This is a genomic window from Pseudomonas sp. BJP69, assembly GCF_007633355.1.
Lineage (GTDB): Bacteria > Pseudomonadota > Gammaproteobacteria > Pseudomonadales > Pseudomonadaceae > Aquipseudomonas > Aquipseudomonas juntendi.
Map to the genome: position 1 here is coordinate 3504072 of NZ_CP041933.1, position 18748 is coordinate 3522819.

At 64.6% G+C, this 18748-nt stretch carries 14 protein-coding genes; 5 read left to right on the forward strand and 9 right to left on the reverse strand.

Annotated features, from left to right (window positions below; translation table 11 throughout):
• Positions 1-96: 96 nt before the first annotated feature.
• The 3 genes from FPB55_RS16300 to FPB55_RS16310 form a co-directional block, all read right to left on the reverse strand.
• A complete protein-coding gene (locus tag FPB55_RS16300; protein WP_178097513.1) occupies positions 97-4596 on the reverse strand; it encodes an NEL-type E3 ubiquitin ligase domain-containing protein in 4500 nt (1499 codons plus the stop codon).
• 67 nt (positions 4597-4663) lie between these two features.
• Positions 4664-5686, reverse strand: coding sequence for an AraC family transcriptional regulator (locus tag FPB55_RS16305; RefSeq protein ID WP_009684184.1), 1023 nt, complete (start codon positions 5684-5686; stop codon positions 4664-4666).
• Positions 5687-5778: 92 nt separating this feature from the next.
• Positions 5779-6843 (reverse strand): AI-2E family transporter, encoded by a 1065-nt coding sequence (locus tag FPB55_RS16310; protein WP_009684185.1) that lies wholly within the window; start codon positions 6841-6843, stop codon positions 5779-5781.
• A 135-nt stretch (positions 6844-6978) separates the two neighbouring features.
• Between FPB55_RS16310 and yegQ the strand changes: the two genes are divergently transcribed.
• The 4 genes from yegQ (at position 6979) to FPB55_RS16330 (ending at position 10298) form a co-directional block, all read left to right on the forward strand.
• Complete coding sequence (yegQ, locus tag FPB55_RS16315) at positions 6979-8313, forward strand: tRNA 5-hydroxyuridine modification protein YegQ (protein WP_115294405.1); 1335 nt, start codon at positions 6979-6981, stop codon at positions 8311-8313.
• A gap of 45 nt (positions 8314-8358) precedes the next feature.
• Entirely contained in the window at positions 8359-8787 is a 429-nt protein-coding gene (locus FPB55_RS16320) for a DUF411 domain-containing protein (RefSeq protein WP_009684187.1), read from the forward strand.
• Positions 8787-9224: a YqaA family protein gene (locus tag FPB55_RS16325; protein WP_009684188.1), complete on the forward strand. Its 438-nt coding sequence runs from the start codon at positions 8787-8789 to the stop codon at positions 9222-9224. Before FPB55_RS16320 ends, FPB55_RS16325 begins: the two co-directional genes overlap by 1 nt.
• Positions 9225-9299: 75 nt before the next feature.
• Entirely contained in the window at positions 9300-10298 is a 999-nt protein-coding gene (locus FPB55_RS16330) for an alpha/beta hydrolase (protein ID WP_009684189.1), read from the forward strand.
• Between the two features lie 20 nt (positions 10299-10318).
• Here the strand turns inward: FPB55_RS16330 and zapE are convergent, their stop codons facing one another.
• The 5 genes from zapE to FPB55_RS16355 all read right to left on the reverse strand — a co-directional run bounded on the left by zapE (position 10319) and on the right by FPB55_RS16355 (position 15170).
• Positions 10319-11431 (reverse strand): cell division protein ZapE, encoded by a 1113-nt coding sequence (gene zapE / locus FPB55_RS16335; protein WP_144188673.1) that lies wholly within the window; start codon positions 11429-11431, stop codon positions 10319-10321.
• 39 nt (positions 11432-11470) lie between these two features.
• Positions 11471-12616: a PQQ-dependent sugar dehydrogenase gene (locus tag FPB55_RS16340; protein ID WP_144188675.1), complete on the reverse strand. Its 1146-nt coding sequence runs from the start codon at positions 12614-12616 to the stop codon at positions 11471-11473.
• 22 nt (positions 12617-12638) lie between these two features.
• On the reverse strand, positions 12639-12956 hold the full coding sequence (locus FPB55_RS16345) for a hypothetical protein (protein ID WP_009684192.1): 318 nt from the start codon (positions 12954-12956) through the stop codon (positions 12639-12641).
• Positions 12957-13100: 144 nt separating this feature from the next.
• Positions 13101-14066 carry an agmatinase gene (speB, locus tag FPB55_RS16350; protein WP_144188677.1) on the reverse strand — a complete coding sequence of 322 codons (966 nt, stop codon included), beginning with the start codon at positions 14064-14066 and terminating at the stop codon, positions 13101-13103.
• A gap of 24 nt (positions 14067-14090) precedes the next feature.
• On the reverse strand, positions 14091-15170 hold the full coding sequence (locus tag FPB55_RS16355; RefSeq protein WP_144188679.1) for an extracellular solute-binding protein: 1080 nt from the start codon (positions 15168-15170) through the stop codon (positions 14091-14093).
• 102 nt (positions 15171-15272) lie between these two features.
• Here FPB55_RS16355 and FPB55_RS16360 point away from each other — a divergent pair, with 102 nt between their 5' ends.
• On the forward strand, positions 15273-16163 hold the full coding sequence (locus FPB55_RS16360) for a LysR family transcriptional regulator (RefSeq protein ID WP_144188681.1): 891 nt from the start codon (positions 15273-15275) through the stop codon (positions 16161-16163).
• A gap of 121 nt (positions 16164-16284) precedes the next feature.
• Here FPB55_RS16360 and FPB55_RS16365 read toward each other — a convergent pair whose 3' ends face one another.
• Positions 16285-18711 carry a TonB-dependent receptor gene (locus FPB55_RS16365; RefSeq protein ID WP_009684198.1) on the reverse strand — a complete coding sequence of 809 codons (2427 nt, stop codon included), beginning with the start codon at positions 18709-18711 and terminating at the stop codon, positions 16285-16287.
• Positions 18712-18748: the final 37 nt, after the last annotated feature.

The window sequence follows — 18748 nt, forward strand, 5'->3', positions numbered from 1 at the left end:
CAGTGTTCCTTGACGGGGATCATGACCCCCGACTGTGCCGCCTTCGCCAGCGGCGATGGCAGCAGGAAACGATCGCCTGCCGCCAACGCCCGGCAGTCACCCCGAAGCGCGCTCAGTCCTGCTGCCCGACCCCATGGGCAGGTCCATCGCCTCGCGGGTCAAACGCAACAGCAACGCTTCGATCGCCGCCTTGCGCTCTTGCGCCAGCCTGTCGAAATCGCGCAGGTAGGCGCCTTCATTGGCCGCCTCCGCGCTCAGCCCCTCCATGCGGCCCCAGAAAGGCGCTTCCACGGCATTGAACGCTGCTGGTTCTTCGCGCCGCAGGTACTCCTGCCAGAAATCACGTTGCGCGATGAAGCGGGGCAACTGCTCGGTAGCCTCCGCTTCACGCACCGTTGCAGCCGCTGCAGCCAGTTGCTGCCGGCTGACCGCGGCGATGGTCTCGAACTGCATCGTTCTCGGCTGCCCTGGCAGGTCCAGCTCTTCAGCCAGGCCGGTGCGATACGCCAGGCTGACCTCGAGTTCATCGACATGCTGCCCTTGCGCCAGGCGCGCCTTTACATCCTCTCGGGCCAGGCGCTCCACCTGTTCCAGACGAAACAGCTGCCTCGCCACACGCAAACGGGTGAGCCGTGCGGCCACGGGTTCAGCCTGTTGCAATGACTGGCGCAGATACAAGCGCACTTCCAAGGCACTGAAACAGCTCGCGACGCTGTCGGCACAGGTTCGCGGGTCGGCAGCCAGGTTGAACAGTTCTTCGCGCAACACCGTGTCGCTCTGCATCGCCTCCAGCATGCGCCACACACGCCGCCCCAGGTCATCGGGAATGACCTGATAATCGCGCGTGTCGGTCAGCTCCGTCAGCAACCGGAAGAACGCATCGCTACCTTCTTCACGCTGAACGCCATCCCACCGGGCCTCACTGAAGCCCCGCTGCGGCGCCGCGACCAATGCCAGCCAACGCTCGCGTGCGGTGTCGATGGCCAGCAAAGGCTCGTCAACGGCAGCCTCCACCGCACCTGCGGCAAGCATGCGCTGCCTGACGGCATTCGACAGCGGGTTACCCGATAATTGCACCGCCAGCCGCAACGCCTCAGGCGCTTCCAGCAGCGGCTCTGGCAGTGCACCGATATGGTTGTCGCGCAAATCCGCGAGCTCCAGCAACCGGCAGCGGTGCAACTGCGCAGGTACCGTCTGCAAGTTGGCGCCGCGCATGTGCAGCTCGCGCAGGCGCCCCAAGGTATCCAACTGCAGCGCAATGGCGCCCAGGGGGTTGTGATTCAGATCGAGGACACGCAGGCGCGTCAGGCTGCCGAGGGTTGCAACACCCGCCGCCGTCATGCGGATCTGGTTGCCAGCCAGGCTGAGGTTGGTCAGGTGCGACAGGTGCCTGAGCTCGGCAGGCACCTCGCTCAGGCGATTGCCACTCATGTTCAACCAGCGCAGTTGGGTGAAACAGCGCAGGAAGCTGGCCGGCACATGCTCCACGGCCAGGTCGCTGAGTATCAGTTCAGCAAGATGGTTGAAATCGGTGCCTACGGGCAGCTCCGGCAGGCTGCGCAAGGGTACGCCCGTCAGGCTCAGGCGCATGCCCTGAGACTCGCCGTGCTGGTCGACGATCCGCTCGCCGATCAGGCGCCAGCTGCGTCGCAGTTCGCCTGCAGCAGACAGCCGCGCCGCCTGGCTGGCACTGTTGCGAGTACCCTCCACCCACCGTGTCAACGCGTCGCTGAACCTGCGGTACTGTTGTTCCTGCAGCAACAGATTGCAGAACGCCGAACCTGGCCGCTCCAGCAGCAGCTCCAGAAAGGTCTCCACTTCCTCTTCATTGAAACCTGGATAGAGGCTTCGAATGCGGGTACGCAACACGCGCTGGCTGAAGTTTCCCGCTGTGCCCCTGCCGCTGAGCACGTAGCCGACCCGGCCATCGGGCAGGCGCCGAACAGGGTTTGGCGGCACGCCAACGTCACTGGCACCCAGTAATTTCAACAGCGCAGCACGCCCCTGCGGTAGCCAGCGTTGCAGGGCCAGGCGCAGTGCACTGTACGCCTGGTCGCCCTGCCAACCCAGGCGTTGCCTGTCTGCCGTGGGCAGGCAGGCCAGCAGCGCTTCGTAGAATTCAAGCGGCCGCTGCGCGCTGGCCTGTAGCTCGGTACCGGCCACGTCATACAGGCGGTAGTGGCCCTCCTGCCGGACCATCACCACGTTGGCGGCGGTTTGTTCCGGCCCAGGCAGTTGCGCCAGCCGACGCCCCGCAAGCGACCCCTCACGCAGCTCCACCTGCGCTGTTGCCGGCCACTTGGCATGCTCGCGCAACAGGCTGAACACCAACTCGTCCAGGCCGGGGTGATGGCTGCCAGCCAGAAACAGCCCTTCACGCATGCGCGTCAGCCTGGCCACCTGCAACAGCTCGCGGGCCTGCTGCGCCACCGCCAACGGCAGGCGCGCCTGGGTGCGCAGTATGACCCGCTGCTCGGTCGAGATATGCCGCAGAACCTCCAACACGTAGGCGTCTGGTAAGCCCGGAAAATCGCGGCGTATGAGCCAGGCCTGGGCGTCTGCCTCCAGATAGCGGCCGCCCAGGTAGTCCAGCAGCCGTGGGCGCAGGCTGGCCGCATGCCGGGTAACCTGCACCACCTGCTCATCCCGCGGCAGGGCTTGCAGGCCGAGGGCGTCCAGGCACCATTGCCACAGCTGACCGTCCGCACTGCCCACCTGGGCGAAGAAACGCTCGATTCTTTCACCTGCAGCAAAGCGCTCCAACGTGTCACGTAACGCGACCGGCATCGGTCGCTTCTCTACCAGCAAACCGCGCAAGTGCTCCTCGGATACGTCGGCAACCCTGAGCACCTGCGCAACCCGCGCCGAGCCCAATGATGATGATGCAGGCCACAGGCGCTGCAACAGCCTCTGGGCGCCTTGCCATTCCAGCGGCCGTTCGCTGGCCAGTTGCCAGGAGGCTTCAGCGTTCCACTCCAGGGCAGGGCCGAAGGCCGTATCATCGGTGACGTCCTGCAAGCGCCAAGGGCCATGCTCACCCTGCGCCCGTACCCGCCAGTAGCTACCGTCGTGGTACCACCAGTGCCGAACCCCATCGCTCAGCAGGCCATTTTCCAGTTCGCGGAGCGTTCCGCTCGGCCGCGCGCTCTGGTAACGCGTCAGGTCGTTCGACCAAAGCCGTTGCTGCCCTGCATCGTTGGTGACGGGCTCCAGGCCATCGACAAAAGTGCTGCGCACGAAGCCACGCGCCACCACCGTGGCGCCGCCGGCAACCGCGGCCGTTACCGCCAGGTTCTCCGCCACCCCCAGCAAATGCTCGATAGCCTCATGCTGATGGCCCAGGCTCCAGTGCCTGGCCCCTTCGTAAACCTCCGACAAGGTCTGCACGACCATGTCGGCAAGCAGCAATGCGCCAACCGTCGGCACGAACAACCCCGCCAGGTTGAGCAGTGCCAGCCCTGCCGACGCCAACGCGTGCTCACGTGCCAGCGTCTGGCTGGAATCGGCATCAGCGGTGGGCACCGCCAGGAATCGCGCATCCTCGCGAATCCGTTGCAACTGCTGTAACGCCAGGCCTTCAAACCGCCCCTGCGGCAAGTTGGCGAAGGTCGGCTCCAGGTCAGGTTCATCATCGGCCAGCCGCTTGGCCAGGGTGGCGACGAACCCTGCCCGCTCATGTAATGCAATGCGTTCCACCAGCGCCGCATACCGAGCGGGATCCTTGAACATCTCGACCAGCTCGAAGTTCACCACACGCCAGGAAACCAAGTGCCGGAAGGCAGCGCGGGCATCGTCCGACAGCACCAGTTGCACACTGCCGGCATACCGCTGGTTGCCGTTGGCAACCTCAACTACCAGTGCCCCGTGCACCGTGCAACCCAGCACCTGCAACGGGCCGCAGCGCACGGTGCGGCCGTTTGAAAGGGCAGTTCTGCGGCCTGCCACTATATCGCGCACTATCTGTACATCCTCTGCTGGCAGAAGCCCGCGGGTGGCGGCTATCTCCAGTTGCAAGGCCAGGGTTCGGCGCAGGCTGGTGGCCAGTGTTTGCTCAAAGGCAGGGGTGAACAACCGGGCCAGGTGTTCCTGGTAGCGTGCGCCCACATCGGTACTGCGGCAGGCCTCTACAATCCGTGCCGCATCATCGAGGGCCACCCGTTCCGGCACGTCGGTAGCGGGGTCTGCGGGGTATACCAGTGCCGTCTCCAGATAAAAGGATTCGCCGCTGGCAAAGTTTTGCATCAACCTCTGCAACGCCGGCACCCTCACGAAGTAGGACTCATCCGTGGGCAATTTTCCTGGCTCGACCTTGAACCTGCGCCGCTGCTCGCGCCATTCCAAGCGGTCAAGATCCAGCAGCGCGCCGCCTTCCCGGTGAAGGCCCTGCGTCAGCAAGCGGCGGGCAAACGCATCGATCGGCTGCAACTGCCGGAGTACAGCCGACATTTCAGCCTGGCTTGTGAGGTAGGCGCTATAGGCATCGCGCAGCGCCATGATTTGTGAGGCGCTGGCCCGCCTCAACCAATCAGGCAGTATCTGGCTGATGAAATCATCCGTCGCGCGTTCGAGCTTGGGGTGCAGGGGTGCCTGTGGCATGAAGGGGTGCTCCTTTGGCTGGAAACCCCCGACGCTGAAGCATTGGCGCTGTGTGCAGCAGACGGAATCAGTTGCCAGCGTGGCGAGCCTGGACCACCGCGCGATATTGCCCCGGGTTGCAGCCAAACCACTTGCGAAAGGCCTTGTAGAACGAACTGGCATCGGCAAAACCCAGCCGTTCGGCAACTTCGCCCATGGTTGGCTCGGCGCCGACCAGCCAGGTGGTGGCAAGCTCGCGCCGCACACTGTCCTTGAGCCCCTGGTAGGTCTGCCCCTCTTCGGCCAGGCGCCTGCGCAGCGTAGAAGCAGACAGGCACAGCGTTTGCGCCAGGTGCTCCAGCGCTGGCCATTGTGCAGGTGCCTGGCGCAGCAGATCGGTACGAATGCGCCGCGCCAGGCTGGACGGGTCACGGTAACGCACCAGGATGTTGGCGGGCGCTTCGGCAAGAAAACGCTGCAATTCCTGCTCGCTGCGCCGCACTGCCAGGCCAAGGCAATCGGCGGGGATGATCATGCGCGTACGCGGGCGGCCGAACTGCAGGCTTTCGGAAAACATCACCCGGTAATCATCACAGAACGGTGGCTCGGCGCAGCGCAGGTCGATCGCCAGGATGGGGATGCGCCGCCCGGCCAGCCAGCAGGCCACGCCATGCACGATCATCCAGAAGGTGAAGTAGGTGAAGGCACGGCGCGGCTCCGCGCGCGGTTCGTTGATAACGATCTCGGCCAGGCCCGGTTGGCGCACCAGGCACGGCTGCAGGTCTTCGAGCATCAGTGCCAGAAAGCCCAGGGCCGTTTCCAGGCCCTGCCCCAGGGTTGGCTGAGCCATGCTCGCACGGCACATGAACGCCAGGCTGCCAGTGCGCAGCCCGCGAGGGTCCATGGCAAAGAACTCGTCATTGCAGCGCCGGGCCAGCAAGCGCCACAGGCGCGCATAGGATTGCGCGGCAACGCGCGCCTCGGGCAGCTCGAGGCAACTGGCATCGATGCCGGCACGCGCCAGCAGGGCGGCATTGGCTTCGCCCGCTGGGCAGGTCTGCATCAGCGCCTCACGCACCAGTTGCATGGAGATCGTATCTTTCGTGCTCATCGGTTGTTCCGGGCCCAGTCACCGGCCATCTTAGGCCGCTGGCGCGAAAACACCAGCCCTTGGGCACACCGCGCAACTGCCATGGCCGGCCGTCACTGCGGCAATTGCACCTGTGGCTTGGCCTCGGCGAAGATCGCCCAGCTGGACATGAACAGCGCCGCGATCAACGGCCCGATAACGAAGCCGTTGAGCCCGAACACCGTCAACCCACCCAATGTGGATACCAGGATCAGGTAGTCCGGCATGCGCGTGTCCTTGCCTACCAGAATCGGCCGGAGCAGGTTATCCACCAGGCCGATCACCAGCACCCCGAACGCGGTCAGGATGATGCCCGGCAATATCGCCCCGGTCAGCAGGAAGTAGACGGCCACGGGTGCCCAGACAATGCCCGCGCCCACCGCCGGCAGCAGCGACAGCAACGCCATCAGCACCCCCCAGACCAAAGCACTGGGAATATCCAGCACCCAGAAAATGAAGCCCCCCAATGCACCTTGGGTCACGGCCACCAGCACGTTGCCCTTGACCGTGGCCCGCACCACGCGGTTGAACTTCAGTTGCAAGCGGCGTTTCTGGTGCTCGGGCAGCGGCACTGCCAGGCGCACACGGCGGGCCACATCGGCGCCTTCACGCAGGAAGAAGAACAGCAGGTACATCATGATGCCAAAGCCGATCAGGAACTCGAACGTACCCTGGCCAAAGCTGAAGGCCTGGCTGGCCAGCACCTGGCTGCCCTGGGTCGCCCACTTGGTGATCTTGTCGCGCAAACCATCGAGGTTGCCCACGCCCAGGTGGTCCAGCCCGTTTTGCGCGAACGCCGGCAGCATGTCCTTGCCCCGTTCGACGTAACCGGCAATGTCCAGCTGCCCGCTTTCGATCCGCTGGTACAGGGTCGCGCCTTCCTGCACCAGCAGCAGGCTGGTGATGATCACCGGCAGCACCGCCACCAGCAGGCAGATCATGGTCGTGGTGATCGCTGCCAGGTTGCGCCGGCGACCAAAACGCATCACCAGGTTGCGCTGCAGCGGGGCAAACAGGATAGCCAGCACAACCGCCCAGAATATCGCGCCGTAGTACGGCAGCAGGATCCACACGAAAGCGATGGTCACCAGCGCCAGGAGTACCGCGAGGGCTTTGTTCTGTAGGGCAGTTTCGTTCATTGCAGGTCCTCGAATGGCGTATGCGATATTAGTTCGCGCCGCTTGGCCAAAAGTGCCGCTACATCCGTTGATATATATCAAAACATGCACCAGCCCCGTGCCTTAGCATCCGCGCCCTTTGCCCCGGTGCGCACCATGACCCTGATCAGCAAGCCCGAACTCCTGGCCCCTGCCGGCACCCTCAAGACCATGCGCTATGCCTTTGCCTATGGCGCCGACGCGGTCTATGCCGGCCAGCCGCGCTACAGCTTGCGGGTGCGCAACAACGAGTTCGACCACACCAACCTGGCACTGGGCATTGCCCAGGCCCACGCGCTGGGCAAGCGCTTCTACGTCGTGGTCAACATCGCCCCGCACAACGCCAAGCTGAAGACATTCCTCAAGGACCTGGCACCGGTGATCGCCATGGCGCCGGACGCGCTAATCATGTCCGACCCCGGTTTGATCATGCTGGTGCGCCAGCATTTTCCGGACATGCCGGTGCACCTGTCGGTACAGGCCAACACGGTAAACTGGGCCAGCGTGCAGTTCTGGCAAGGCATGGGCCTTGGCCGGGTGATCCTGTCACGCGAGTTGTCACTGGAAGAAATCGGCGAAATCCGCCAACAGGTGCCGGGCATGGAGCTGGAAGTGTTCGTGCATGGCGCCCTGTGCATGGCCTACTCCGGCCGCTGCCTGTTGTCGGGTTACCTCAACAAGCGTGATGCCAACCAGGGCACCTGCACCAACGCCTGCCGCTGGAAGTACGATGCCACGCCCGCCACCGAGAACGCCGTGGGCGACATCGTTCGCCAAGTGCAGCCCACCCTGGGCCTGGGCGCCCCTACCGACCAGGTGTTCCTGCTTCAGGAAAGCAACCGCCCCGGTAGCGAAATGCCGGCGTTCGAAGATGAGCACGGTACCTACATCATGAATGCCAAGGACCTGCGCGCCATCCAGCACGTGGAACGCCTGGTCGGCATGGGCGTGCATTCGCTGAAGATCGAGGGCCGCACCAAGTCGCATTTCTACTGCGCCCGCGCCGTGCAGGCGTACCGCCAGGCAATCGATGACGCAGTGGCCGGGCGCCCCTTCGACCGCGCGCTGATGGACAACCTGGAGTCGCTGGCACAACGGGGCTACACCGAAGGTTTTCTGCGCCGCCACGTGCACGACGAGTACCAGAACTACCAGCGTGGCAACTCGGTGTCCGAGCGCCAGCAGTTCGTTGGCGAGCTGACCGGGGTGCGCGTCGACGGCCTGGCCGAGGTCAAGGTGAAGAACCGCTTCAGGGTGGGCGACCACCTCGAGCTGATGACCCCGCGCGGCAACTACCATTTCGACTTGCAGCGCCTGTGCAACGGTCAGCGGCAGGCCATCGAGGTCGCGCCGGGTGATGGCCACGTGGTCTACCTGCCGATTCCGGAACAGGTCGCCCTCGACCACGCGTTGCTGATGCGTGACCTTGCCCCCGAAGCAGCCACCCGCTGAGAATCCTGTACTATGGACCGGTTTGCTCTGAAGGAGTGTTGCGACATGCTGCGTAAACATCTGTTGACCCTGGGCCTGCTGGCCATGAGCGGCCTGGCCCAGGCTGGCGACACCATCGACGTGTACCGCGACCCCAACTGCGGCTGCTGCAAGGCCTGGATCAGCCACCTGCGCGATAACGGTTTCACCGTCAACGACCATGTCGAACCGAACATGAGCGCGGTCAAGCAGCGCCTGGGCGTGGCCCCACGCCTGGCTTCGTGCCATACCGGTGTGATCGACGGCAAGTTCGTCGAAGGCCACGTGCCGGCCGAACAGGTACGCCTGTTGAGCCAGCGCAACGACCTCAAGGGCCTGGCCGTGCCGGGCATGCCGATGGGCTCACCGGGCATGGAAATGGGCGACCACAAGGATGCCTACCAGGTGATCGGGGTGACCCAGGGCGGCCAGGACACCGTGGTCGCCAACTACTGATGCTCGGCCTGTGGGCGCTGTTTTTCAGTGCCTTTGGCGCCGCCACCCTGCTGCCGCTGCAATCGGAAGCCGTGCTGGTCGGGCTGTTGCTGGGCCAGCCCGAGGCCTGGGCCACCCTGCTGCTGGTCGCCACCTTGGGCAACGTGCTCGGTTCGGTGGTGAACTGGCTGTTGGGCCGGGCCATCGAGCACCTGCGCGACAAGCGCTGGTTCCCCTTCAGCACCGCGCAGTTGGCGCGTGCGCAGCAGCGCTACCAGCGCTGGGGCCAATGGTCGCTGCTGCTCAGCTGGATGCCGGTGATTGGCGACCCCTTGACGCTGATTGCCGGGATCATGCGCGAACCGTTCTGGCGCTTCCTGCTGCTGGTGAGCGTGGCCAAAGCAGGGCGCTATGCAGTGCTCACCATGATCACCCTGGGCTGGTTTCACGCTCGGTAACACCTTTCGCACTCTCCTTGGTCCATGGGCTGTTACAGTGCTTTTTTCCTACAAGGTTCTACAGGGAGTTCCCCCATGCTGCGCGCAACAGCTCTGGCCTTGGCGTGCCTGGCCGGCGGTTCGGCCGTCGCTGCCGAATCGCCCACCTTCGGCCCCCAGCTCGAAGGTTTCCGCTACCCGCATCCGCTCCAGCATTTCGACTTCAAGTCCCAGGGCCAGGCCCTGCAGATGGGCTACATGGACGTGCCTGCACAAGGCCAGGCCAACGGCCACAGCGTGGTGTTGATGCACGGCAAGAACTTCTGCGCCGCTACCTGGGAAACCACCATCGAGGCGCTGAGCAAGGCCGGCTACCGAGTGATCGCCGTCGACCAGGTCGGCTTCTGCACGTCCAGCAAACCGGCGCACTATCAGTACAGCTTCCAGCAGCTGGCAGACAATACCCATGCCCTGCTGGAGCGCCTGGGGGTCAAGCGTGCCAGCGTGCTCGGCCACTCAACAGGCGGCATGCTCGCCACCCGCTACGCGCTGATGTACCCGCAACAGGTCGAGCGGCTGGCGATGGTCAACCCGATCGGCCTGGAAGACTGGAAGGCGCTTGGCGTGCCCTACCGTACCGTGGACCAGTGGTATGCCCGCGAGCTGAAGCTCAATGCCGAGGGTGTACGAGAATATGAGCGCAAAACGTATTACGCGGGCCGCTGGAAGCCGGAATACGAGCGCTGGGTGCAGATGCTGGTGGGGCTCAACCAGGGCCCCGGGCATGAAGCGGTGGCGTGGAACTCGGCATTGATCTACGACATGATTTTCACCCAGCCGGTGTACCACGAGTTCAAGGACCTGCAGATGCCCACCTTGCTGTTGATCGGCGACAAGGACAGCACGGCGATCGGCAGTGATATCGCGCCGCCGCAGGTCAAGGCCAGGCTGGGCAAGTACGCCGAACTGGGGCCGCAGGTGACCAAGCTGATCCCCAAGGGTGAGCTGATCACCTTCGAAGGCATGGGGCACGCGCCGCAGATCGAAGAGCCGGTCAGGTTCAACCGCACGCTGATCGAATGGTTGGGGCGCTGAGCGCTGAGCGGCTGTCGGGCTTAGCCCCCTCCAAACCGCTGCAGTTGCATCTCCCGTAGCCGGCTCAGGGTGCGTTGAAAAGGGAACGCCAGGTAACTCTGGGTGTAGAGGGCATCCAGCGGTACGTGCGCTTCCAGGTACAATGCCACCCGGCGGTCATAACACTCGTCGACCAGGGCAATGAACCGGCGGACCGCGTCGTCCTTGGGCGACAAGGCGGGGAGCTGGCGATCGCCCGCCACTACCCGCAGCGCCGCATCCTCGGTGCCACGGGCAATGCGCCCCGCACGCTGTTCACCGCCCAGCGCCGGCACTGCCGATAAAAGAATGGCTGCAAAACGGTCGCACAAAGCCATGAAATCCACGGCTGCCAGGGGTTGCTCGCACAGGTCGGCAAAACGGCACCAGATGGCGTGGTCATTGCGGCGCACCACCTGGACTTGCCGGGTGCCGATCGGCAACGGCCGGTCGGTGCCGCCATCGTCGGGGCCAAGCTGGCGGAACACCTCGCCCAGCCGGCTGGCCTGCCCCGCCTCTACCACCCAGTAGCGCTGCTGCGCTGCGCCGGGGTGCAGGCGGTGATCCTGCCCGCCAGCCACCGGCAGCACCTGCATATGGCGCTGGATTGCGGCGATAGCCGGCAGGAAGCGCTCGCGGTTGAAACCGTCGCGGTACAGTTGCTCGGGTGGCTGATTGGACGTGGCGACAACCACCACGCCCTCGTCGAACAGCACCTGGAACAGCCGGCCAAGAATGATCGCATCGCCAATGTCATTGACGAACAGTTCGTCGAAGCACAACACCCGGATCTGGCCGGCGAGCTCCCGGGCTAGCGCTTGCAATGGGTCGGCAGTGCCGTTCAGCTGGAACAGGCGCTGGTGCACCCAAGCCATGAAATGGTGGAAATGCTGGCGTCGGCTGCGCACGGTCAGGCAGCGATGGAACTGGTCCATCAGCCAGGTCTTGCCACGGCCGACCGGCCCCCATAGGTAGATACCCTGGGCCGGGCGGCCCTGTTCAAGGGCCTGAAAACAGCCCTGCAAGGCGTCAACGGCGCGCGCCTGGGCGGGGTCGGCGACATAGCCCTGGGTAGCCAGGGCTTGCTGGTAAAGGAATTGCGGGGTCATGGCCATGCCGCATTCTACACGGCCAAGGGCGCGCCAGGTTCAGGGCTACTTGCTCAGGCCGACCTTGAGCAGCGCGCCATCCTTGTCATCGGTGAGTACGTACACATACCCATCCGGCCCCACCCGTACATCGCGGATGCGCGCTTTCAGTTCACCGAGCAGGCGCTCTTCATGCACCACCTTGTCACCCTTCAATTGCAAGCGGATCAGTTCCTGCGTGGCCAGCGCACCAATGAACAGGTTGTGGTCCCACGCCTTGAAGGTGGGGCTGTCGTAGAACGCCATCCCGCTGATGCCCGGCGACTTCTCCCAGACATGGTGCGGGTCGACCATACCCTTGACATGCTTGCCCTTGGCCTCGGGAATCGGCAACAGTGAATAATTGATGCCATGGGTGGCGACCGGCCAACCGTAGTTCTTGCCGGCCTCGGGAATATTGATTTCATCACCACCGCGCGGGCCGTGTTCGTGGGTCCACAGCTTGCCAGTCCAGGGGTTGAGCGCAGCACCTTGCTGGTTGCGGTGGCCATACGACCAGATTTCCGGCCGCACATTGTCCCTGCCGACAAACGGGTTGTCCTTGGGCACCTTGCCGTCCGGCCAGATTCGCACCACCTTGCCCTGCAGTTTGTCCAGGTCCTGCGCGGTAGCGCGCTGGTTGTTCTCGCCCAGGGCGATGAACAGGTAGCCATCACGGTCGAACACAAGCCGCGAGCCGAAATGGTTACCCACCGACAGCTTGGGCTGCTGGCGGAAGATCACGTTGAAGTTCTCCAGCCGGGCGCGGTCTTCGGACAATTGCCCGCGGCCGACCGCCGTGCCGGCCTTGCCGTCACTGCCCTCCTCGGCGAAGGACAGGTAGACCGTGCGGTCTTTGGCAAAGTCTGGCGACAACGCCACATCCAGCAGGCCACCCTGGCCCTCGGCCCACACTTTCGGCACGCCATTGATGGGCGGGCCGACCTTGCCCTCGGCGTTGACCAGGCGCAGGTTGCCGGCACGCTCGGTGAGCAGCATGTCCTTGCCACCCGGCAGGAAAGCCAGTGCCCATGGGTTGCGCAGGCCATCGGCCACGGTGCTGACGGTCAGGCTGCCTTCTTCACTGGGAAACTGCTGTTCGGACGCGGCCTGGGCCAGCAGGGGCAGCAGCGCAGCGGCGGTCAGGGTGGCTAGCCAGGGTGCTCGGAGCATGCACAATTCCTTTCAAGTGGGCTTATGGCGCACGCGGGTTGTCGCGCGCTGGCCGGGACGGTTCCAGGTTCGGGGTTTGCTGCTGGCGACGCAGGTTGTCGCCATTGCCGATGCCGCGGTTGTCCAGCGTGGGCACACGCTGTTGCGGCTCGGTAGACGGGCCGCGCACCGGCGGGGTGGCCGGCAGGCTACCTTGGCGGCTGTTGGGGTTGGCGCGCTGAATCGGGCTGTTGTACGGGTTGCGGTAGTCGGCAGCGAGCTGCAACGGTGGCTGCGGAGCCGCGTGCACGGGCAGGCACAAGGCCAGGCCAAGGGCCAGTGTGGGCAATGTCGGACTCATGCTTCACCTCCTGTACGAAAACGCGGCGCCTGCTGGCTTTGATAGCCTGAGGCGCCAGGGGTTCGCGGCCAGATGTGTGAAAGCAGGTGGAGTTGCATCCTGATGTTTCAGCAGGCGCCGTGGGGGCCGCTGGCGGCCCCGCCCTCATTGGCCGGTATCGACCTTGTGCCGCGCGGCATACAGGCACAGCATCTCCATCGCCAGGGTTGCCCCGGCCAGGGCGGTGATGTCGGCATGGTCGTAAGCCGGTGCCACTTCCACCAAGTCCATGCCTACCAGGTTGATGCCGCGCAGCCCGCCGAGAATCTCCAGTGCCTGCACCGTGCTCAAGCCACCACACACCGGCGTGCCGGTGCCAGGCGCGTAGGCCGGGTCCAGGCAGTCGATATCGAAGGTCAGGTACACCGGGCGCTCGCCCACGCGCTGGCGAATCGCCGCAATGACCGCCTCGGTGCCCTGCCGGTGCACCTGCCGGGCGTCCAGGATGGCGAAGCCCTGGCTGTCGTCGTTGGTGGTCCGCAGGCCGATCTGCACCGAGTGGGCGGGGTCGACCAGGCCTTCACGGGCGGCATGCCAGAACATGGTGCCATGATCGATGCGTTTGCCCTCCTCGTCCGGCCAGGTGTCGCTGTGCGCATCGAAATGCACCAGCGCCAGCGGGCCATGGTGGCGGGCATGGGCCTTCAACAGTGGGTAGCTGATGAAATGGTCGCCGCCCAGGGTGAGCATCGCGCAGCCGGCTTGCAGAATGTGTTCGGCATGGGCTTCGATGCTATTGGGTACCGACTGCGGCGTGCCGCTGTCGAAGGCGCAGTCGCCATAGTCGATCACCGCCAGGTGATCGAAGGGGTCGAACGCCCACGGCCAGTGGCGGGCCCACGCCTGCTGCACCGAGGCGGCACGGATGGCCCTGGGGCCGAAGCGTGCGCCGGGCCGGTTGCTGGTGGCGGTATCGAACGGTACGCCGCTGACCACCACATCCACCCCATGCAGGTCGCGGCTGTAGCGGCGGCGAGCAAAACTGGTGATGCCGGCATAGGTACTTTCGGCGGCAGTGCCATACAGGCTGTCGCGGGTAATGGCCTGGTCGTTGTTCAAGGCTTGCTCCACGGTCGGGCTCCTCGGTCTGCAGGGTTATTGGCGGCTGCGAAAGGCAGTCCACAGGCGGTTGCGCTGGCGCAGGTCGGCCAGGGCCATGCTGCGGTCGGCGAACAGCCGCTGACGAACTTCGGCCGGTGGGTAGATATCCGGGTCGGTGCGCACGGCTTCATCCACCAGCGGCGTGGCGGCCTGGTTGGCGTTGGCGAAAAACAGCGTGTTGGTCAACGCCGCCACCGACTCAGGCTTGAGCATGAAGGCGATGAACGCCCGCGCCGCCTCCGGGTGAGGTGCATCCTTGGGGATGGCCAGGTTGTCTTGCCACACCAACGTGCCCTCGCGGGGGATGCGGTAGATCAGCTCGAACGGCTTGCCGGCACGCCGGGCCTGGTCGGCGGCCATGGCGGCATCGCCGTTGTAGGTCAGCGCCAGGCACACGCTGCCGTTGGCCAGGTCGCTGATCTGCCGGCCATTGGCAACGTAGCTGATCGACGGCTGCAATTGGCCCAGCAGCTTCTGTGCAGCTGCCAGGTCGTCCTTGCTCTGGCTGTACGGGTCCTTGCCCAGGTAGTTCAGGGCCACCCCGATCACTTCCTGCGGCGAGTCGGGCATGGCGATACCGCAGTCTTTAAGGCGGCTGGCGTACTCGGGCTTGAACAGCAGGTCGAGGCTGTCCAGCGGTACCTCGCCCAGGCGCTGGCGCACCGCCTGTACGTTCACCCCCAGGCCCAGCGTGCCCCAGGTGTAAGGCACCGCGTAACGGTTGCCGGGGTCGGCCTCGGCGAGCTTGGCCAGCAGGTCGCGGTCGAGGTTGGCATAGCCGGGCATGGCCTGAGCCTGCAACGGCTGCAGGGCATTGGCCTTCAGCGCCCGCGCCAGCACCGTGGCGGACGGCACGACAACGTCGTAACCGCTGCCCCCGGTAAGCAGCTTGGTTTCCAGCACTTCGGTGGTATCGAAGGTGTCGTAGCGGACCTTGTAGCCGGTCTCCTGCTCGAAGCGCTGCAGGGTCTGCGGGGCGACATAGTCGGCCCAGCTGTAAAGGTTCACGACTTTCTCTTCGGCTTGCAGCGGCAAGGCCAGTACCAGCGACAACAGGCACAACGATGAACGCATGACAGACACCTAGGCAAATGGGTGGATGCCGCGAGCATGTCAGCCGGGTTACATTGAAGAAATGGCAAGTTTGCAAAGCTGACATTCACCAGGAGCAATGCAATGCTCGGACAAGTGCATGACCCCGATCTGCACCTGCTGCGGCTGTTCGTCACTGTAGTCGAGGCCGGTGGCTTCAGCGCTGCACAAGGGCTGCTGGGCTTGAGCCAGCCCACCATCAGCCAACGCATGGCCCAGCTGGAAACGCGCCTGGGCTACCGCCTGTGCAGCCGGGGCAAGGGGGGGTTCCGGCTGACCGAGAAAGGCCGGATGCTGTTGGAAGCCACGCGCGCGCTGCTGCTGAACATCGAGCAGTTCCGCCAGCAGGCCAACGGTGTTGCCGGGCGACTGCTGGGCACCGTGCGCATCGGCCTGGCGGAAAACCAGGACAAGCAGGTGAGCCTCAAGCTGGCGGCGGCGATCGCGGCATTTCGCCGCCGCGTGGAGTCGGTGCAACTGGAACTGATCAGTGCGCCACCGGCGGAGCTGGAGCGGTTGTTGCTGGAGCAGCGGCTGGACTACGCCATCAGCTATTTTTCCGGTAAACAGGCAGCGTTCGACTACCAGCCCTTGTTCGAGGAACGGCAGCGGCTGTATTGCGGCAAAGGGCATCCATTGTTCGGCGTGCCGCAGGTGCCGCGCCAGCGTTTGCTGGAGCAGGACCAGGTGCGCCACCCGTACCGTTTCATCGAAGGCGACGAGCCGTTCCAGAGCAGGCACGGCATGGCGGTGGCAGAACAGATCGAGAGCGTGCTGACGTTCATTCTGTCGGGCAGGCACATTGGTTATTTGCCGTGTCACAGCGCCCTGGCGTGGGAGGCCGAAGGGCAGCTGTGGGCGCTGGACCCGGGGCTGGATTTTGTCGTGCCGTTTACCCTGGCCCGGCACCGGGCGCAGGTGGCCGGCGAGGCACAGCAGGCATTCGCCGAAGATGTATTGGCGGCCTTCGCCTGAAAGCCAAGCACGGTGCCTGTAGGAGCGGCCTTGCGTCGCGAAGGGCCGCAAAGCGGCCCCGGCAACCAATACTGAATGCTCAACCCAAAGGGCCCCAGGCACCCCTGCCCTGCGCCCAGGCTCAGTAAGCCAAGCTCCAGGTCAGCGTATAGGTGCGCCCGCGCCCCTGGTAGTCGTACAGGTACGCCGGCCCGTAGGTCGGCGAATAGAACAGCGTCGCGCGCTGCCCCCAGACCGTACTGTATTGCTTGTCCAGCAGGTTCTGGATACCCGCGCTGAAAGTGCCGAAACCGGTGTCCTGGCTGGCCAGCAGGTCGAAGGTGGTGTAGCCGTCGATCTCATGGTCGGCGTCGTCCTTCAGGCTGAAAGCGTGGTTTGCCTGCAGCCGCGCGCTGCGGCCGTCACCCTTCCAGCCAACGAAACCGGTGGCCTTCGACAACGACGCATAGCGGGCATCGCGTTTGATCCAGCCGCCGTCGACCGCCTCTTCCTCGGAGCGGGTCAGGTGCAGCGTGCCGCCCGCTTCCCAACCACTCTGGAAGTGGCGGGTCAATGCCCCTTCAAAGCCGAAGTCACGGCTCTTCTGCTCTTCGACATTGATGGTCAGCGTTTGCGAGTCGACGTTGATGATCTTGTCGGACCAGATGTAGTACAGCGCTGCCTGGGCGTCCCAGTCCAGGTCGGCATAGCGCCAGCCCAGCTCCACCTGACGGCTCTTGATCCCGGCCAGGGGGTTGTCTGCCACGCTCAGGCCCGGCTTGCCGTAGTACTTGGCCGGGTCTGGCAGGTCGAAGCCTTCGCCATAGTTGGCCCACGCCTGATGGCCATTCTTGAAGTCGTAAATGGCGCCGACGTTGAACAGGTTGACCTGGTAATCGTTGCTGCCGCCGGGCACGCCCTTGAAGTCGCTGACATCCACGTCCATCTGCTGGCGCCGGGCGCCGCCAGACAAGGTCAGGTTGTCGGTGGCGCGCCAGTCCAGCTGCCCATACAGCGAAACGCCATCCACCCGATAGCTCGGGTAACGTGCGGCCTTGCTCTCCTTCTCCAGGTCCAGGCCACCGGATTCGGACGAGGTCTGTGCGTTGAAGGTGGTCTGCTCGGCACTGAAGCGCTCGCGGTCCAGGTCCACACCATAGGTCAGCTTGAGCGTGTCCCATTGCTTGGCGAACAACCCCTTGAGGCTGGAAACCTCGAAGTTCTGCTGCGAGGCAGCAAAATACACCCCCCGCGAGCCTGTAGGGGTGGCCCGGTTGTAGTACGGGAACGGGTAGAAGTTGTCGTCTTCCTTGCGGTACGACGCTTGCAGGTAGAAGTCCTGGCCGAGCACGTCGCTGTGGTGGTAGTTGGCGTTGAGCAGCAGGCGCCGGGTGCGCGGCTCCAGGCCGGCTGAATAACCGCTGCGCAGCTCGGCGTCTTCCAGGTCGGAGGGCGCGTTGTAGTTCAGGTTGGGGAAGTAGATACCGGTGCTGCCGTGGTTGCCCGAGTCGTAATACTGGGCCAGCAGGTCAAGGCTTTGCTGCTCGTTCAACTGCATGCCCAAGCTGCCGAGCACATCGACCGTGCGGTTGTACTGCAGGTCGGTCTGGGTGTTGTCGATGAATATCTGCTCGCCGGCCCCGTCGTAGAACGCTTCGTTCTGCTCGCCGGAGATACCCAGGCGGGCATTGACCCGCTCGTTGCCGCCGCTGATCGACTGGGCAAAGCGGGTGGCCAGGTCGTCGCTGTTGTTGAAGCCGCTGCTGGCACCCAACTGGGTCTCGAAACGGGCCGGCCCGGGTTCGCCCTTCTTGGTGACGATGTTGATGATACCGCCGGTGGCGCCCCCGCCGTAGATGGCGCTGGCACCAGACAGCACTTCGACGCGCTCGATATTGAACGGCGAAATGCTGTCGAACTGGCGTGACAGCCCCCGCGAGCTGTTCTGGCTGACCCCGTCGATCATCACCAGCACATTGCGCCCACGCATGTTCTGGCCGTAGTTGGTGCGCCCTTCCGGTGCCAGGTCCAGGCCCGGCACCAGCTTGCCGATGGCTTCCTTCAGGCTGACGCCACTGTCGATCTGTTCGCGCAGTTGCTGTTGGTCGACCACCCACACGGTCCCGGGGATTTCGCTGATTGCCGTACTGGTACGCGAAGCCACACTGACTTCGATCGGCTTGAGGTTGACCGCCTGCGGCGCAGCCTCGGCCTTGCGCAGGGTCACCGTGCGGGCATCGCTGAATTGCCAGCCCATGCCACTACCGGCCAGCAATTGTTGCAGCGCCTGCTCGACACTGTAGCTGCCGCGCAGGGCCGGGCCGGCCAGGCCGGCGACATCGCCGGTGGTGTACAGCAAGTGCAGGCCGGCCTGGTCGGCAAACGAGGTCAGGGCTTGGTCCAGCGGCTGCGCAGGCAGGTCGAGCTGAACCTGCCGGGCCTGCAGCTGGGCGTTTTCGGCGGTGGTCGAAGCAGCCGCCTGCAGCGGGCCGGTCAGCATGGCCAGGGCACTGCAAGACAACAGGGCATGGTGAAGTGAACCGCGGCGGCGGAGCAAAGGCTTGAGCATCAGAGACACGTAGGCGCTTCCTGGCAAGTCGTAAATG

Bases quoted from the DNA above. Each gene is read 5' to 3' on its own strand.
- FPB55_RS16345 (WP_009684192.1), bottom strand. From the start codon at position 12,956: ATGAGTCCGACATTGCCCACACTGGCCCTTGGCCTGGCCTTGTGCCTG.
- FPB55_RS16325 (WP_009684188.1), top strand. From the start codon at position 8,787: ATGCTCGGCCTGTGGGCGCTGTTTTTCAGTGCCTTTGGCGCCGCCACC.
- FPB55_RS16310 (WP_009684185.1), bottom strand. From the start codon at position 6,843: ATGAACGAAACTGCCCTACAGAACAAAGCCCTCGCGGTACTCCTGGCG.
- FPB55_RS16340 (WP_144188675.1), bottom strand. From the start codon at position 12,616: ATGCTCCGAGCACCCTGGCTAGCCACCCTGACCGCCGCTGCGCTGCTG.
- FPB55_RS16320 (WP_009684187.1), top strand. From the start codon at position 8,359: ATGCTGCGTAAACATCTGTTGACCCTGGGCCTGCTGGCCATGAGCGGC.
- zapE (WP_144188673.1), bottom strand. From the start codon at position 11,431: ATGGCCATGACCCCGCAATTCCTTTACCAGCAAGCCCTGGCTACCCAG.
- FPB55_RS16355 (WP_144188679.1), bottom strand. From the start codon at position 15,170: ATGCGTTCATCGTTGTGCCTGTTGTCGCTGGTACTGGCCTTGCCGCTG.
- FPB55_RS16365 (WP_009684198.1), bottom strand. From the start codon at position 18,711: ATGCTCAAGCCTTTGCTCCGCCGCCGCGGTTCACTTCACCATGCCCTG.
- yegQ (WP_115294405.1), top strand. From the start codon at position 6,979: ATGACCCTGATCAGCAAGCCCGAACTCCTGGCCCCTGCCGGCACCCTC.
- FPB55_RS16330 (WP_009684189.1), top strand. From the start codon at position 9,300: ATGCTGCGCGCAACAGCTCTGGCCTTGGCGTGCCTGGCCGGCGGTTCG.
- FPB55_RS16300 (WP_178097513.1), bottom strand. From the start codon at position 4,596: ATGCCACAGGCACCCCTGCACCCCAAGCTCGAACGCGCGACGGATGAT.
- FPB55_RS16305 (WP_009684184.1), bottom strand. From the start codon at position 5,686: ATGAGCACGAAAGATACGATCTCCATGCAACTGGTGCGTGAGGCGCTG.
- FPB55_RS16360 (WP_144188681.1), top strand. From the start codon at position 15,273: ATGCTCGGACAAGTGCATGACCCCGATCTGCACCTGCTGCGGCTGTTC.